Below are 13586 nucleotides of genomic sequence, written 5' to 3'. Positions count from 1 at the left end.
TGATCGTTCTCGAACCTATGCGGTCCGTCGTTTGTGCCGACCGCGCAACGCCTGCAGCGGCGGGTACAGCCATTTCTTCAGAAATCGCTGGAGTCTCGGCATGAGAATCCAGGTGACGATGGCCGTTACGCACAGACACAGCAAAAGTGTACGGAAAAGCGGATTCAGGTCGTTGAGATAGGGAAGTATCACCAGGTTGAATAAGAGCACGGGGGGAAAGACCGCGCTCATATTCACCAACCAAAGTTTCCATTTCGGAGGCGGGCGCGGGGCGGCCGGCGCGGGATCCCGGGAGATCTGGGCGTCGAACCAGGCCTTGGAGTCCTCGACGCTACGGCGACCGGTCTCCCGGGCCAGCCCTTCGGCGCGGGCCGAGACTTGCGCCCGGGCCAGGGACGTCTCCCAGGTCTGGACCGAATCGTCGCTGTCGAAGCGGTAGACGACATGCCACTCAGCCTCTCCGTCGACGAGTACGCCCCCCAGGAAACCCGGCTGCTGCGCGGTCGCACGCAGCGCGGCCCACCCCCACGAGTGGAAGTCGGCCTCGCGCCCCGGCACCACGTGATACGCGACGGTGACGGTAACGGGATTCCTGCTCACGCCGTCGAGTACGCAAAGGAGCCGCGCCCCGTTCAAATATTCACGAAATTTTTCGCGGTGTCCGGATCGTGCACCTATGGCGACCTTCATCCGCCTCGGCTCCTTCTGTCGAGAGATACGTCCGGGTAACTTCCGGCAATTCCTTGAAGCGCTTGCCGGGAGAAGTGGAACGGGCGCACCATCGCCAACAGGACCCGCCGGACTCCGCGCGAAAGTGCAAGAAAGAAAGGAGAGTCATGTCCAGGTACGACTGGGATATGAACCACGAGGGAATCGACCGGGCGCGCACCGCTATCGAGCCCGTCCGTAAAGAAGTCACCGCACACCCGATCTACCAGCGCGTCAACAGTCGCGCGGACATGGCGGTGTTCATGGGGCACCACGTTTTCGCGGTGTGGGATTTCATGTCGCTCCTCAAGTCCCTCCAGCGCGACCTCACCTGTGTGGACGTCCCCTGGGTGCCGCGTGGCTCGGAGGTGAGCCGGCGGCTCATCAACGACATCGTGCTGGTCGAGGAGAGCGACGAACTGAACGGCGGGTTCACCAGTCACTTCGAGCTGTACCGGTCGGGCATGGGCGAGGCCGGGGCGGACACCTCCCGTCTCGACACGTTCCTCGGCCTCATCGGGGAGGGCCACGAGGTGCCCGCGGCGCTCCGGGTCGCCCAAGTGCCCGGTCCCGCCGCGGAGTTCGTCCGTACCACCTTCGAGATCATCGGGGAGCGGCCGCTGCACTGCCGGGCCGCCGCCTTCGCGTTCTCCCGGGAGGACCTGATCCCGGACATGTTCGACCAGGTGATCAAGAAGGAGGGCACGGAGCGGTTCCCGCTGTTCTGCGACTACCTCGCGCGGCACATCGAGGTGGACGGGGAGGAACACACGCCGATGGCCATGGCCATGGTCGCGGATCTGTGCGGGGGCGAGGATTCCCGGTGGCAGGAGGCCGTGGAGACGGCGACGCTCGCGCTGGAGGCGCGGTCCCGGTTCTGGGACGGGATCGTCGAGGCGATGGGGTAGCGCGCGGCTGCGTTGCGGGGGTTGACATTTGGGCGGTTGCTCGACCGCGGGTCGTATAGGGCTGGTCGCGCAGTTCCCCGCGCCCCTGACGGGGCACCGCAGTGACCCACGGCCCGCTCGGCCGCCGCCAAGTCCACATCGGTGACCAGCACTTGGGCCCCTTCACCGGCCGGCCGCCGGGCGGTCGCCGCGCCGACCCCGCGCGCGGCCCCCCTGATGAGAACCCCGTACCCCTCGAAGCCACCCGTCGCATGCATACGGCAGAACGTGCTGCCCGCGCGATCTAGGTGACAGTGGCCACGCGATCGAGGGGACGGTGCCCACGCGGCCGAGGGGACAGTGGCCACGCGATCATCGACACGGCCACCGCGTGATCTTGGTTGGCGTATCTTGTGTGCTCATGTCAGCCTTCATCCAGCAACTCCCGGCGCTGATAGGCGTGGTCATCGGCGCGCTCGGCTCGTATCTGGTCGTCATGCGGGGCGAACAGGTCCGGTTCCGGCAGGAGCGGGCCGCCCGTTGGGAGGAGCGGCGGCTCACGGTCTACGCCGACTGGGCGCGGGCGCTGAAGCGGTCCGTCACCCTGACCTACCGGGTCGCCTCCCACCTCGGCAACGACCCGCATCCCCACCCGCTGTCGCCGGAGGAGGCCGCGCCCCTCATGGCGGAGGCGACGGTCGCCCGGGACCCCTCCGGTGAGGCGCTCCTGCTGCTCGGCAGCCCCGAGGTGGTGGAGAAGGCCCGGGCGTGGGTCGTCACCGTGATGGAGATGGAGGAGTTCCTGCGCGCCGAGACCCGTGATCCGGCTGCCTGGCAGGCCCTGCTGGAGCGGCAGCGCGTCGGCCGGGACCGCTACTACACGGCGGTACGGGAGGATCTGGCACTTCCGCCCGGCCACTCGGCGCGCTGGCAGCTCGCGGCGACCCCCACGCCGACCCCGGCTCCGCCATCGGCCCCGACTCCGCCGTCCACGCCGGGGAGTCGTACCTGAGCCACGGCTCAGCGGTACCCCGTCGTGTCCGCCGGCTTGCCCGCGTCCTGGACCTCGACGAGGTAGCGCCAGGCGTCCGGCCGGCTGCCGTCGAGGTCGGTGAAGCCGTAGGTGCGGGCGAGGGAGCCGCTGGAGAGGGAGTCTCCGTTGAAGCGGGCGACCTCGGGGTCGGCGGCGAGGGCGGCGACGGCCCGGCCGACATAGCGGGGGGTCTCGGAGATGGCGAAGTGGGGGACCCGGTCGAGGGCGTCGCGCCAGTTGTCCTCGGTGACACCGAAGTTGTCGAGCATCATCTCCGAGCGGAGCCAGCCCGGGGTGAGGGCGACGGCGGTGGCGCCGCGCGGGCCGAGTTCGTGGCTGAGGGAGAACGCCATGCGCAGGACGGACGCCTTGGCGAGGTCGTAGAAGAAGGAGTTCCGGTAGTTGGCCCCGTTGTACTCGGCGGTGCCGTCGGTCATCTCCACCACCAGGCCGCCGGGGTGGCGCAGCAGCAGGGGCAGCGCGTGGTGGCTGGTGATCGCGTGGGTCTCGACGGCGAGCCTCAGGAGCTTCAGACCGTTGTCGAGGTCGTGTTCCCAGACCGGGGTGTCCCATTCGAAGAGCTTCTCACCGCCCCAGACATCGTTCACCAGCACGTCGAGGCGGCCCCGCTCCTCGGAGATCCGGTCCACCAGCGCCCGTACCCGCGCCGGTTCGAGGTGGTCGGTGGGTACGGCGATGCCGTGGCCGCCCGCCTCGGTGACCAGGTCGGCGGTGTCCTCCAGGGTTTCCGGCCGGTCGTACTCCGACCGTCGCTCACGTGTGGAGCGCCCGGTCACATACACCGTCGCCCCTGCCGCCCCCAGCTCCACGGCGGTGCCGCGTCCCGCTCCGCGCGAGGCTCCGGCGACGAGGGCGACCTTGCCTTCCAGCGACTTCGCCATGTCCGAGTCCATGTCCGACCTCCTGTGCGTACGGCTGTCACCTTGGCGGACGCGGGGTGTCTACCCGCGCCTTCGACACGAGGGTGTCGCGGAAGCCGGACATCTTCTGTCGGGTTTTCCCGGCCGGGCGCCGCCCAAGAGCTCGACCGCTCGGGCGGCAGGGCGACCGCGGGTTCGTCGGTGGCTGGTCGCGCAGTTCCCCGCGCCCCTGCCGGGGCGCGGGATCCGTGCTCAGTGGCCGCGCGCGATCCACTCCTCCAGATGCGGCGCCTCGGCCCCGATGGTGGAGCTGTCGCCGTGGCCGGTGCGGACGACCGTGTCGGGCGGGAGGGCGAGGAGCCGGTCGCGGATGGAGTCGATGATCGTCGGGAAGTGGGAGTAGGAGCGGCCGGTGGCGCCCGGGCCGCCGGCGAAGAGGGTGTCGCCGGTGAAGACGGTGCCGAGGCCCGGGTCGTACAGGCAGACGGCGCCCGGCGCGTGGCCGGGGGTGTGCAGGACGGTCAGGTCGGCGCCGGCGGCCCCGATGACCTGGCCGTCGGCCAGCCAGTGGTCGGGCAGCCGGTCCGGGTGGGTCTGCTTCCAGAGCGGCAGGTCGTCCGGGTGGAGCCAGATCTCGGCGCCGGTGCGCTCGGCGAGGGCGGGCGCGGCGTCGATGTGGTCGTTGTGGGCGTGGGTGCAGATGATGGCCGACAGCCTGCGGGCGCCCACAGCCTCGGCGATGGCGTCGGCGTCGTGGGCGGCGTCGATGACGATCACCTCGTGGTCGTCGCCGACGATCCACACGTTGTTGTCGACGTCCCAGGTGCCGCCGTCCAGGGAGAACGTCCCCGAGGTGACGAGATGCTCGATACGGGCGCCGGCCATCAGAGGACCACCACCGAGCGCAGGACGTCACCGCCGTGCATCCGCTCGAAGGCCTTCTCGACGTCGCCGAGGGCGATGGTCTCGGTGACGAACGCGTCCAGGTCCAGGCAGCCCTGGAGGTGGAGGTCGATCAGCATGGGGAAGTCGCGGGAGGGCAGACAGTCGCCGTACCAGGAGGACTTGAGGGCCCCGCCGCGGCCGAAGACGTCCAGCAGCGGCAGCTCCAGCTTCATCTCAGGGGTCGGGACGCCGACGAGGACGACCGTGCCGGCGAGGTCGCGGGCGTAGAAGGCCTGCTTGTACGTCTCCGGGCGGCCGACCGCCTCGATGACGACATCGGCGCCGAAACCGCCGGTCAGCTCGCGGATCGCCTCGACCGCGTCGGTGTCCTTGGAGTTGACGGTGTGGGTGGCGCCGATGTTCTTGGCGGTGGCCAGCTTCCGGTCGTCGATGTCCACGGCGATGATCTTCGCCGCGCCGGCCAGCCGGGACCCGGCGATGGCCGCGTCACCGACGCCGCCGCAGCCGATGACGGCGACGGTGTCGCCCCGGCCGACATTGCCGGTGTTGATGGCGGCGCCGATGCCGGCCATCACACCGCAGCCCAGCAGTCCGGCGACCGCGGGGGCGGCGGCCGGGTCGACCTTGGTGCACTGCCCGGCGGCGACGAGCGTCTTGTCCGCGAAGGCTCCGATGCCGAGCGCGGGCGACAGCTCCTGGCCGGTGGAGGCGAGGGTCATCTTCTGGGTGGCGTTGTGGGTGTTGAAGCAGTACCAGGGGCGCCCGCGTCGACAGGCCCGGCAATTGCCGCACACCGCACGCCAGTTGAGGATGACGAAGTCGCCGGGTGCCACGTCCGTGACGCCCTCGCCGACCGACTCCACGACACCGGCCGCCTCGTGGCCGAGCAGGAAGGGGAAGTCGTCGTTGATGCCGCCCTGCTTGTAGTGCAGGTCGGTGTGGCACACGCCGCACGCCTGCACCTTCACCACGGCCTCCCCCGGCCCCGGATCCGGTACGACGATCGTCTCGATCCGCACCGGTTCGTTCTTGCCCGGTGCGATCACGCCGCGTACTTCCTGCGCCATGGTGAACCTTTCCGTCGATCCGAGATGGCGGTCGCCCGCCCGTGGTCACCCTACGGACCGACCAGCGGGTAGGCGCTCCGGCGGGTGCCGAACCGTGGCCGAAAGATCACCCGTGACGACCCCGAAAATACCCCCAGGGGTATCTCTGCTACCGTTCCCACATACCCCCGGGGGTAATTTTTCGGGGCGACCGACTCATCGAACGAGGAGAGGAGCGCTGCCGTGTACTTCGTCGACACCATCGAGGTGCCGGGACTCGGCAACCGCAGCTATCTGGCGGGCGGTCCACGCGGCGCCGTGGCGGTCGATCCGCCGCGCGACATCGACCGGGTGATCGCGGCCGCCGCCCGGCGGGACGTGCGGATCGCGTACGTCGTCGAGACGCACGTCCACAACGACTACGTCACCGGCGGCCTGGAGCTCGCCCGGCTGACCGGCGCCGCCTACCTGGTGCCGGCCGGGGCACGGGTCGCCTACGAGCGGGTTCCGGTGCACAACGGCGACCAGGTGGGAATCGACGCGGATCTGACGCTGCGCGCGGTGGCCACGCCCGGGCACACCCCGCACCACACCGCGTACGTCCTGGACGAGGCCGGTGTCGCGGTGGCCGCGTTCACCGGCGGCTCCCTGCTGATCGGCACGGTCGGCCGCCCGGATCTCGTCGAGCCCCGGCTCACGGACGAGCTGGCCCGCGCGCAGCACGCCTCGGCGCACCGGCTGGCCGAGGGGCTGCCCGAGGGCACGGCGGTCCTGCCCACGCACGGCTTCGGCAGTTTCTGTTCGGCCGGGCGATCGGCGGGCGACAGTACGACCATCGGGCACGAGCGCGCGACCAACGAGGCCCTGGTCAAGGACGTGGACACGTTCGTCGCGGAGCTGCTGGCGGGCCTCGACGACGTACCGGCCTACTACGCGCACATGGGTCCCGCCAACGCGGCGGGGCCCGCCCCGGTGGATCTCACGCCGCCCGCGCCGGCCGGTGCCGAGGAGATCGCCGCGCGGCTGGCGGCCGGCGAGTGGGTCGTGGATCTGCGCAACCGGGTCGCGTTCGCCGAGGGGCATGTCGCCGGGGCGGTGAACTTCGAGGCGGAGGGGCAGCTCGCCACGTATCTGGCCTGGCTGTTGCCGTGGGGCAAGCCGGTGACGCTGCTCGCCGAGTCCCCTGAGCAACTCGCCCATGCTCAGCGGGAGTTGGTGCGGGTCGGCATCGACCGTCCCGCCGCCGCCGGGACCGGGTCGCCCGTCGACTGGCTGCGCGCGGGTGAGCGGCCGCGTTCCTTCCCGCGCGGTACGTTCGCCGGTCTGGCGAAGGTCCGTGAGGGCGACGGGATCGTGGTACTCGACGTCCGGCGCGAGTCCGAGCGGGTCGCCTCCGGCCATATCGCGGGGTCGGCGCACATACCCGTGCACCAGCTGCGCGACCGGCTCGGCGAACTGCCCGACGGCACGGTGTGGGTGCACTGCGCAGGCGGCATGCGGGCCGGCATCGCCGCCTCGCTCCTCGACGCGGCCGGCCGGGACGTGGTGGCCGTGGACGACGGCTTCGGCGCGGCGGCCGAGGCCGGGTTGCCCATGGCCCACACCGCCCCGGCACGCGCCACGGCCCTCGCGTCGACCGGTGGCCCAGCGGCATGAGCGATCTCGTTCTCGCCCTGTTCGCCGGGGGCGTGATCGGGCTCTCGCTCGGGGCGCTGGGCGGGGGCGGAAGCGTACTCGCCGTGCCCGCGCTGATCTATCTGCTCGGCTTCGGCCCGGCCGCCGCGGCCACCGCGAGCCTGGTGATCGTCACGCTCACCTCGGCGACCGCGCTGGCCGCGCACCTGAGGGCGGGCACGGTCCGCCGACGCGGCGGGGCCCTGTTCGCGGCGGCCGGTCTGGTGCCCGCGGCAGTGGGCGGCGCACTGTCGGCGAGGCTGCCGCCCACGCTCCTGACCGGGACGTTCGCCCTGGTCGCGGGCCTGGCCGCGCACCGGATGCTGCGCCCCTCGGACACTCGGCGGGAGGCGTCGACCGTACGGCCGAGCCGGGTCGCCCTGTCCGGCGCGGGGCTCGGCGCGGTCACCGGGGTCCTCGGCGTGGGCGGCGGCTTCCTCGCCGTACCGGCCCTGGTGAACGTGGTGGGCCTGCGGATGCGCGACGCCGTCGGCACCAGCCTCCTCGTCATCACCGTCAACTCGATGGCCGCGCTCGCGGCCCGGACGGGGGCCGCCGAGCAGCTCGACTGGGCGGTCGTCGCACCCTTCGCCGGGGCCGCGATCCTCGGCGCCTGGGACGGCAGACGGCTGGCGGCCAAGGTCTCCGGGGACACCCTCCGCCGGATCTTCGCCTGGATGCTGCTGGCGGTGGCCGCGTTCGTGCTGATCGACGCGATCGTGTGAGGTGTCGACAAGACCGTGTGAAGCGTCGACACGACGGTGTGAACCGTCGACGCCATCGCGAGAAGCACGGGCGGCGCACCCGATACGTCACGCCAGCGACAGGAACAGCTTCTCCAGTCGCGCTCGCATCTGCTCCTTCGTCTCCCCGTCGCGCCGGCCCTTCTCCGTATCGGTGAGGCACTGCTGCAGCCCGGTGGCGATGATCGCGAAGCCCGCCCGGTCCAGGGCGCGGGAGGCCGCGGCGAGCTGGGTGACGACGTCCTCGCAGTCGCGCCCCTCCTCGATCATCTTGACGACCCCGGAGATCTGCCCCTGGGCCCTACGCAGCCGGTTCAGCACCGACTTGAGCTCATCGCCTTCGAACTGCAGCTCCACGACCACACACTCCTCTATATACCCGTGGGGGTATTTTAACGCCCCCCGCAGGAAAGGATCGCAGCACAGCATGTCCACTCCTCTCACACCCCGCCCCGTCACCATCGACCAGGCCCGCGCGCGGCTGTCCGAACTGACCGTCGTCGATGTCCGTACGCCCGGCGAGTACGCCTCCGGGCATCTGCCCGGCGCCCTGAACGTCCCCCTCGACCAGCTGGAGCGCGCCCTGCCCGCACTGAAGGAGTCCACCGCCGAGCTGCTGATGGTCTGCCGGTCGGGGGCCCGGTCCGCGAAGGCGTGCGTGCTGCTCGCCGAGCACGGGGTCACGGCCGCCACACTCACCGGCGGCACCCTCGCCTGGGCGGCCGGCGGTCACGAGCTGCACCGTCCGGCCGGCGGCGCCCGGACCACCTGGGCCATGGAGCGTCAGGTCCGGTTCACCGCCGGCGCTCTCGTCCTCGTCGGATTGGGCCTCGGACTGCTGCACCCGGCCTGGCAGTTGCTGTCGGCGGGGATCGCGGGCGGCCTCGTCTTCTCGGCGGTCACCGACACCTGCGGGATGGCGATGGCCCTGGGGAAGCTGCCGCACAACCGCCCCCGGCCCGCCGATCTCGATGCCACGCTCGCGGCACTCGGGACACGGCAGGCGGCAGGCGGCAGGCGGCAGGCGGCAGGCGGCAGGCGGCAGGCGGCAGGCGGCAGGCGGCAGGCGGCAGGCGGCAGACCCTGAACGGAGCCGGGCCCGGTGGGAGCCGCGGACCACGACGAGCCGCACCTCCCACCGCCCCCGCCGGCCCCCGTCGCCCCCTCAGCGCATGAACTCCCGCACCGCCAGCGCGATCCCGCCCTCGTCCAGCTCGTCCGCACCGCCCAGGGCCAGCACGCGGTGCGGTACGTGGACGAGGGTCTCGGCGACACAGCCGGCGGAGGTGCCGGGGAGGCAGGGCTCGACCAGGACGACGTCGGCGTGGTCGGCGGCGAGGACGGCCGTACGCAGGCCGATGTCGTCGAAGGGCCGGAGGGTGGCCGTGTACAGGACGGCCAGGTCCAGTCCGGCCGTGGCGCACAGGACGGGGTCGAGGGCCGCGCCCACGGTGAGGACCACGCCGTCGAGGCCCGGTCGTATGAGCTGGAATCCGCCCGTGGCATCGCGTGGTTCGGCGTTGGAGCGGGCGGAGACATGGACGTACGCGCGCTCCCCGCGGGTCATGGCGCCAGCGACCGCGTCGCGCACCTCGTCGGGGTGGCCGGGGACGTGCACCGTCCAGCCGGGCGTGGCGGCGTACCGGTTCAGTTCGTCCAGGGCTCCGTAGCCGATCAGTACGGTTCCGGGCGGGCCGGCGGGCCGGGTGGACGCCTCCCTCTTCCCGGACTCGGGAACGGTCTCGGTGAGCGCGAGGAGCATGTCGGTCTGCATGGCGGGGCCCTTCTGTTAACGGATTGTTTCGCACGACAGAAACGCACGACAGAAACATGAGAAACACGTTAAAAAAGTCGGCCGGAAAACAAGCTGCCGCTCTCTCATATCGCGCCCCACGCCCCGGAATCCAACGCTCCGACAGGTGAATTTCAATCTTTAACGAAGCGAGAGGAATGTGGCCATCTCTTTGCCTTGTCGAGGCGTACTTCTGGTGTCTACGCGGACCGGTGCTGCGTAACTTGATGCTGATCAATTTTCACGTGCAAGCTCCAGGAACGGGAGGCGGCACCCAGCCATGGCCGACAGCGGAACACCCTCCGAGGCACCACCCTTCGTCCACCTCATCGCGGGGCCGACCGGCGTCGGGAAGAGCGCGGCTGCCACGGATCTGGCCCGGGTGACCGGCGCCCCCGTCGTGGTCGCGGACCGGTTGCAGTGCTTCACGGATCTGGCCACCACGAGCGCCCGCGCGGGCGCGGCGGAGCCGGGCGTCCACCGGTACTGGCTGGGCGACCGCACGGTGGCCGACGGCGACCTCTCGGCGGCGCGGGCGACGGACGCGCTGGTCAAGCTGGTGGAGGGGCTGGGCGCCCGGCATCGTTTCGTGATCGTCGAGGGCGGTTCGATCTCGCTGCTGCGTGAGCTGTCCGCCCGCCGCGCCGCTCTCGACTGGCGGCTGACCGTCCGGCTGCTGCCGGTCCCCGAGCGCGCCGAGTACGTCGCCGCGCTCACCCGCCGGGCCCGTGTGATGCTCGCCCCGCCGGCCCCCGACCGGGGTCTGCTCGACGAACTCGCCACACTCTGGCAAGATCCACAGCAGCGCTACTTCGCGGCTTCCGTCAACGGGTTCGAGGCCGTCCTGGAATGCTGTGCGAAGTATTCACTGAATGTGGAAACCCTCCACAAACGGAATCTTCCGGAGCACATACTGGCACGCATGGCCGGATTGATCGCCGAGCGCCACGCCGAGCACGGATTCCTCCAGCATCAGGTCTTCACTGAAATTTTCGAAACCCCGATTTCCGGTGCCGGGCTCGGCTTCGACTTCGGCGCACTGGAGCGTGCGGCATGACCGGCATATCCGAACTTGTTTCCCGGCCGGACGCCCCCGCCGCGGAACTGGCACGGGCCGCGGACGATTTCGGCCACATCGTGACCTCCCGGCCGCTGAGCGTCCGCACGCCCCGGTCGGCCGCCGAGATCCAGGACGTCCTCGCGCACGCCGGCCCCCGCCGGCTGCCGGTCTCCGCGCGCGGCGGTGGGTACGCGCTGTACGGGCAGGGGCAGGTCGACGGCGGCTGCGTCGTCGACATGGGCCGGCTCGACGGGACGCGCTGTCTGCCCGCTGAGCGCGTCCTGGTCGCCGGAGCGGGTGCGCTGTGGAGCGATGTCGTACGCGTCGCCCTCGCCGAGGGACTGACCCCGCCCGTGCTGCCCGACCACCTCGGCGGCAGCGTCGGCGGAGTGCTCACCACCGGCGGCTTCGGCGGCTCCAGCCACCGGTGCGGTCTGGTCGCCGACCAGGTGCGGGAGCTGGACGTGGTCACCGGCACCGGTGAGGCGGTGACCTGCTCCCGCGAACGGCACCGGGACCTGTTCCACGCCGTCCTCGCGGGCCTCGGCCAGTGCGCGCTGATCGTCCGGGCCACCCTCCACCTGATGCCCGCGCCCGCACTCGTCCGCCGCTACCGCCTGTACTACGAGGACCCGGCCGCCTACTTCACCGACCAGCGCCGGCTCTCCCGCGACGACCGCTTCAGCCATGTCTCCGGGCAGGCGCGCCCCGCCCTCGGCGGCAGCTGGGACTACGTGATCGAGGCCGTGGCCCCGCATCCTGGCCGACTGCCCTGCGACGACGCCCTGTTGATCGGCGACCTGGCCCACGACCGGGACCTGGAGGAGATCGAGGACCTGTCGTACGAGGAGTATCTGCGGCGGCCGGCCCGTGACGAGCGGATCCTGCGGGTCACCGGTGAGTGGAGCCGACCGCATCCGTGGCTCACGTTGCTGCTGGCGGAGGAGGCCGCCGTCTCCCTCGTCCCGGCCGTCCTCGGCGACACGGCCCAGCACGGGCTGCGCACCTGCGGAATGGTCCAGCTCCGCCCGCTGGAGCGCGCCGCCCTGCGCGCCCCGCTGCTGCGCAGGCCCGCCGGCGAACGCCTCTGCCTGCTCTCGCTGATGCGCACCGCACCACCCCAGGACCCGGACGGCGTACGGCGGTTGGTGGCCGCCAACCGGGCGGTGTACGAACGCGCGCGGGAGCTCGGCGGGGTCCTGTACCCGGCCAGCGCCGTGCCGATGGCACCCGAGGACTGGCGGGCGCACTTCGGGCACGCGTACGACGGTCTCGCCCGCGCCAAGGAGCAGTACGACCCGTACCGGATCCTCACCCGGGGGTACGGACTGTGGCGGTGACCGGCGTGACCGTGTTCTGCGGTGCCTCCCCCGGACACCGCCCCGAGCATCTGCGGACCGCCGCCGAACTGGGCGAGGCGCTCGCCGGGGCCGGTCTCCGGCTGGTCTACGGCGGCGCCCGCACCGGCCTGATGGGCGCGGTCGCGGACGCCGCCCTGGCCGCCGGGGGCGAGGTGACCGGGGTGATACCGCGCCGCATGCTGCCCTACGAGATCGCCCACCGCGGGCTCACCGAGCTCCAGGTGGTGGACGGCCTCCATGAACGCAAGGCGCGGATGGCCGAGTTGGGGCATGCGTTCGTGACACTGCCCGGCGGTCTGGGCACGGCGGAGGAACTGTTCGAGGCGCTGGCGTGGGCGCAGATGCGCATCCACCGCAAGCCCTGTCTGCTGCTCGACCCGACCGGCTTCTACCGGCCGCTGCTCGCCTTCCTCCGCAATGTCCGGGACGAGGGGTTCCTGCATCCCGGGGACCTGGAGCGGATCGTGGTGTGCGGGTCGGCGCGGGAGGTGGTCGAGCGGCTGACGGCCGCGCCCGCGGCCGTCCCGTCCGGCTCCGCCGCGCCGGAGCTGGGCCGGACCGCGTTCCTGTTCTCGGGCGCCGGTTCGCAGCAGCCGGGCATGGGACGCGAACTGTACGAGTCCTACCCGGTGTTCGCGGCGGCCCTCGACGAGGTCTGCGCGACCCTGGACCCCTACCTGGACGTGCCGCTGCGGGACGTGATGTTCGCCGAGGCGGGTACACGCACGGCCGCGCTGCTCGACCGGATCGTCTTCGGCAACCCGGCGATCTTCGCGCTCCAGGTCGCGCAGTACCGGCTCCTGGCGAGCCGGGGCCTGAAGCCGGACGTGGTGTTCGGGTACTCGGCCGGGCGGATGGCCGCCGCCCACGCCGCCGGGGTCTTCACCCTGCCCCAGGTGTGCCAGGCGGTGGGCACGCTGTCCCGGCTCATGGGCGCGGTGTCGACGCCGGGTGCCATGGCGGCGATCGAGGCCGCCCCGGAGGAGCTGGAGCCGGCGCCCGGTGTGGTGGTCGCGGCGGTCAACGGCCCCCGGTCCCTGGTCGTCTCGGGCGACCGGGACGCGGTGACGGCGGTGCACGACAGGTGGGCGGCCCGGGGCCGCCGGACCCGGCTGCTCCGCGTGGACCTGGCCACGCACTCGCCGCACCTCGACCCCCTCCTGGACGAGTTCCGCCACACCCTGCGGACCATGGACCTGCGGGTCCCGCACACCCCCCTGATCTCCGACATCACGGCGAAGCCGGTGGAGGCCGAGGCCACCGAACCGGAGTTCTGGGTACGGGAGTTGCGCGATCCCGTCCGGTTCTCGGACGCCGTCGACCTGCTCCGCCGGGACGGGGTGGAGACGTATCTCGAACTGGGTCCGGGCGAGGTCCTGGCGCGGATGCTCGACGACTACCCGCCCACCTCCGACGCCGGGACGGACAGGCCGCCGGCCGTGCTGACCGTGGCCCGGGACCGGAGGATGCTGCTGGGCGGTTGAAAGTCGTTCCC

At 71.6% G+C, this 13586-nt stretch carries 14 protein-coding genes and 1 pseudogene; 8 read left to right on the top strand and 7 right to left on the bottom strand.

All coding sequences use genetic code 11. The features are described 5' to 3' along the window. Positions 1-15 precede the first annotated feature (15 nt). Complete coding sequence (locus tag I8N67_RS05755) at positions 16-600, bottom strand: putative antibiotic biosynthesis monooxygenase (RefSeq protein ID WP_307835163.1); 585 nt, start codon at positions 598-600, stop codon at positions 16-18. 236 nt (positions 601-836) lie between these two features. Here I8N67_RS05755 and I8N67_RS05750 point away from each other — a divergent pair, with 236 nt between their 5' ends. Beyond that, positions 837-1616: a DUF3050 domain-containing protein gene (locus I8N67_RS05750; protein ID WP_200301482.1), complete on the top strand. Its 780-nt coding sequence runs from the start codon at positions 837-839 to the stop codon at positions 1614-1616. A gap of 113 nt (positions 1617-1729) precedes the next feature. Here the strand turns inward: I8N67_RS05750 and I8N67_RS42300 are convergent. After that, positions 1730-1873 (bottom strand): annotated as a pseudogene (locus tag I8N67_RS42300) (oxidoreductase); the annotation flags it as partial. Positions 1874-2016: 143 nt separating this feature from the next. Between I8N67_RS42300 and I8N67_RS05745 the strand changes: the two are divergent. Further along, entirely contained in the window at positions 2017-2607 is a 591-nt protein-coding gene (locus I8N67_RS05745) for a hypothetical protein (RefSeq protein WP_200301481.1), read from the top strand. Between the two features lie 8 nt (positions 2608-2615). Here the strand turns inward: I8N67_RS05745 and I8N67_RS05740 are convergent, their stop codons facing one another. The 3 genes from I8N67_RS05740 to I8N67_RS05730 all read right to left on the bottom strand — a co-directional run bounded on the left by I8N67_RS05740 (position 2616) and on the right by I8N67_RS05730 (position 5482). Further along, positions 2616-3530, bottom strand: a complete 915-nt coding sequence (locus tag I8N67_RS05740) for an SDR family oxidoreductase (protein ID WP_200301580.1) — start codon at positions 3528-3530, stop codon at positions 2616-2618. Positions 3531-3761: 231 nt separating this feature from the next. Beyond that, complete coding sequence (locus I8N67_RS05735; RefSeq protein WP_200301480.1) at positions 3762-4394, bottom strand: MBL fold metallo-hydrolase; 633 nt, start codon at positions 4392-4394, stop codon at positions 3762-3764. Continuing rightward, the gene (locus I8N67_RS05730; protein WP_200301479.1) at positions 4394-5482 is read right to left on the bottom strand and encodes an S-(hydroxymethyl)mycothiol dehydrogenase; all 1089 of its coding nucleotides are present in this window, start codon (positions 5480-5482) and stop codon (positions 4394-4396) included. The genes I8N67_RS05735 and I8N67_RS05730 overlap by 1 nt, the downstream gene beginning before the upstream one ends. A 222-nt stretch (positions 5483-5704) precedes the next feature. On the opposite strand from I8N67_RS05730, the gene I8N67_RS05725 reads away from it, so the two are divergent. Further along, positions 5705-7117: an MBL fold metallo-hydrolase gene (locus I8N67_RS05725; protein ID WP_200301478.1), complete on the top strand. Its 1413-nt coding sequence runs from the start codon at positions 5705-5707 to the stop codon at positions 7115-7117. Continuing rightward, positions 7114-7860: a sulfite exporter TauE/SafE family protein gene (locus tag I8N67_RS05720; RefSeq protein ID WP_200301477.1), complete on the top strand. Its 747-nt coding sequence runs from the start codon at positions 7114-7116 to the stop codon at positions 7858-7860. Before I8N67_RS05725 ends, I8N67_RS05720 begins: the two co-directional genes overlap by 4 nt. Before the next feature lie 87 nt (positions 7861-7947). On the opposite strand, the gene I8N67_RS05715 is transcribed toward I8N67_RS05720, so the two are convergent. Beyond that, entirely contained in the window at positions 7948-8235 is a 288-nt protein-coding gene (locus I8N67_RS05715) for a metal-sensitive transcriptional regulator (protein ID WP_200301476.1), read from the bottom strand. 70 nt (positions 8236-8305) lie between these two features. Between I8N67_RS05715 and I8N67_RS05710 the strand changes: the two genes are divergently transcribed. Then, the gene (locus I8N67_RS05710; protein ID WP_200301475.1) at positions 8306-8965 is read left to right on the top strand and encodes a rhodanese-like domain-containing protein; all 660 of its coding nucleotides are present in this window, start codon (positions 8306-8308) and stop codon (positions 8963-8965) included. Between the two features lie 78 nt (positions 8966-9043). Here the strand turns inward: I8N67_RS05710 and I8N67_RS05705 are convergent, their stop codons facing one another. After that, entirely contained in the window at positions 9044-9652 is a 609-nt protein-coding gene (locus I8N67_RS05705) for a transketolase (RefSeq protein WP_200301474.1), read from the bottom strand. Between the two features lie 298 nt (positions 9653-9950). Here I8N67_RS05705 and I8N67_RS05700 point away from each other — a divergent pair, with 298 nt between their 5' ends. The 3 genes from I8N67_RS05700 to I8N67_RS05690 are packed head-to-tail and all read left to right on the top strand — an operon-like array spanning position 9951 to position 13575. Continuing rightward, complete coding sequence (locus I8N67_RS05700; protein WP_200301473.1) at positions 9951-10727, top strand: isopentenyl transferase family protein; 777 nt, start codon at positions 9951-9953, stop codon at positions 10725-10727. Continuing rightward, complete coding sequence (locus tag I8N67_RS05695) at positions 10724-12070, top strand: FAD-binding protein (protein ID WP_200301472.1); 1347 nt, start codon at positions 10724-10726, stop codon at positions 12068-12070. The genes I8N67_RS05700 and I8N67_RS05695 overlap by 4 nt, the downstream gene beginning before the upstream one ends. After that, entirely contained in the window at positions 12067-13575 is a 1509-nt protein-coding gene (locus I8N67_RS05690; RefSeq protein ID WP_307835156.1) for a TIGR00730 family Rossman fold protein, read from the top strand. The genes I8N67_RS05695 and I8N67_RS05690 overlap by 4 nt, the downstream gene beginning before the upstream one ends. Positions 13576-13586 lie beyond the last annotated feature (11 nt).

Origin of the sequence: Streptomyces adelaidensis, assembly GCF_016598475.1 — a bacterium.
In the GTDB taxonomy this organism is placed as follows: domain Bacteria; phylum Actinomycetota; class Actinomycetes; order Streptomycetales; family Streptomycetaceae; genus Streptomyces; species Streptomyces adelaidensis.
The sequence above is the reverse complement of the archived record's forward strand: the minus strand, read 5'-3'. Positions and strand labels throughout refer to the sequence as shown.

Excerpts from the sequence above, each read along its gene's own strand:
- I8N67_RS05740 (WP_200301580.1), bottom strand. The coding sequence starts at position 3,530 with ATGGCGAAGTCGCTGGAAGGCAAGGTCGCCCTCGTCGCCGGAGCCTCG.
- I8N67_RS05710 (WP_200301475.1), top strand. The coding sequence starts at position 8,306 with ATGTCCACTCCTCTCACACCCCGCCCCGTCACCATCGACCAGGCCCGC.
- I8N67_RS05750 (WP_200301482.1), top strand. The coding sequence starts at position 837 with ATGTCCAGGTACGACTGGGATATGAACCACGAGGGAATCGACCGGGCG.
- I8N67_RS05700 (WP_200301473.1), top strand. The coding sequence starts at position 9,951 with ATGGCCGACAGCGGAACACCCTCCGAGGCACCACCCTTCGTCCACCTC.
- I8N67_RS05745 (WP_200301481.1), top strand. The coding sequence starts at position 2,017 with ATGTCAGCCTTCATCCAGCAACTCCCGGCGCTGATAGGCGTGGTCATC.
- I8N67_RS05695 (WP_200301472.1), top strand. The coding sequence starts at position 10,724 with ATGACCGGCATATCCGAACTTGTTTCCCGGCCGGACGCCCCCGCCGCG.
- I8N67_RS05720 (WP_200301477.1), top strand. The coding sequence starts at position 7,114 with ATGAGCGATCTCGTTCTCGCCCTGTTCGCCGGGGGCGTGATCGGGCTC.
- I8N67_RS05730 (WP_200301479.1), bottom strand. The coding sequence starts at position 5,482 with ATGGCGCAGGAAGTACGCGGCGTGATCGCACCGGGCAAGAACGAACCG.
- I8N67_RS05735 (WP_200301480.1), bottom strand. The coding sequence starts at position 4,394 with ATGGCCGGCGCCCGTATCGAGCATCTCGTCACCTCGGGGACGTTCTCC.
- I8N67_RS05705 (WP_200301474.1), bottom strand. The coding sequence starts at position 9,652 with ATGCAGACCGACATGCTCCTCGCGCTCACCGAGACCGTTCCCGAGTCC.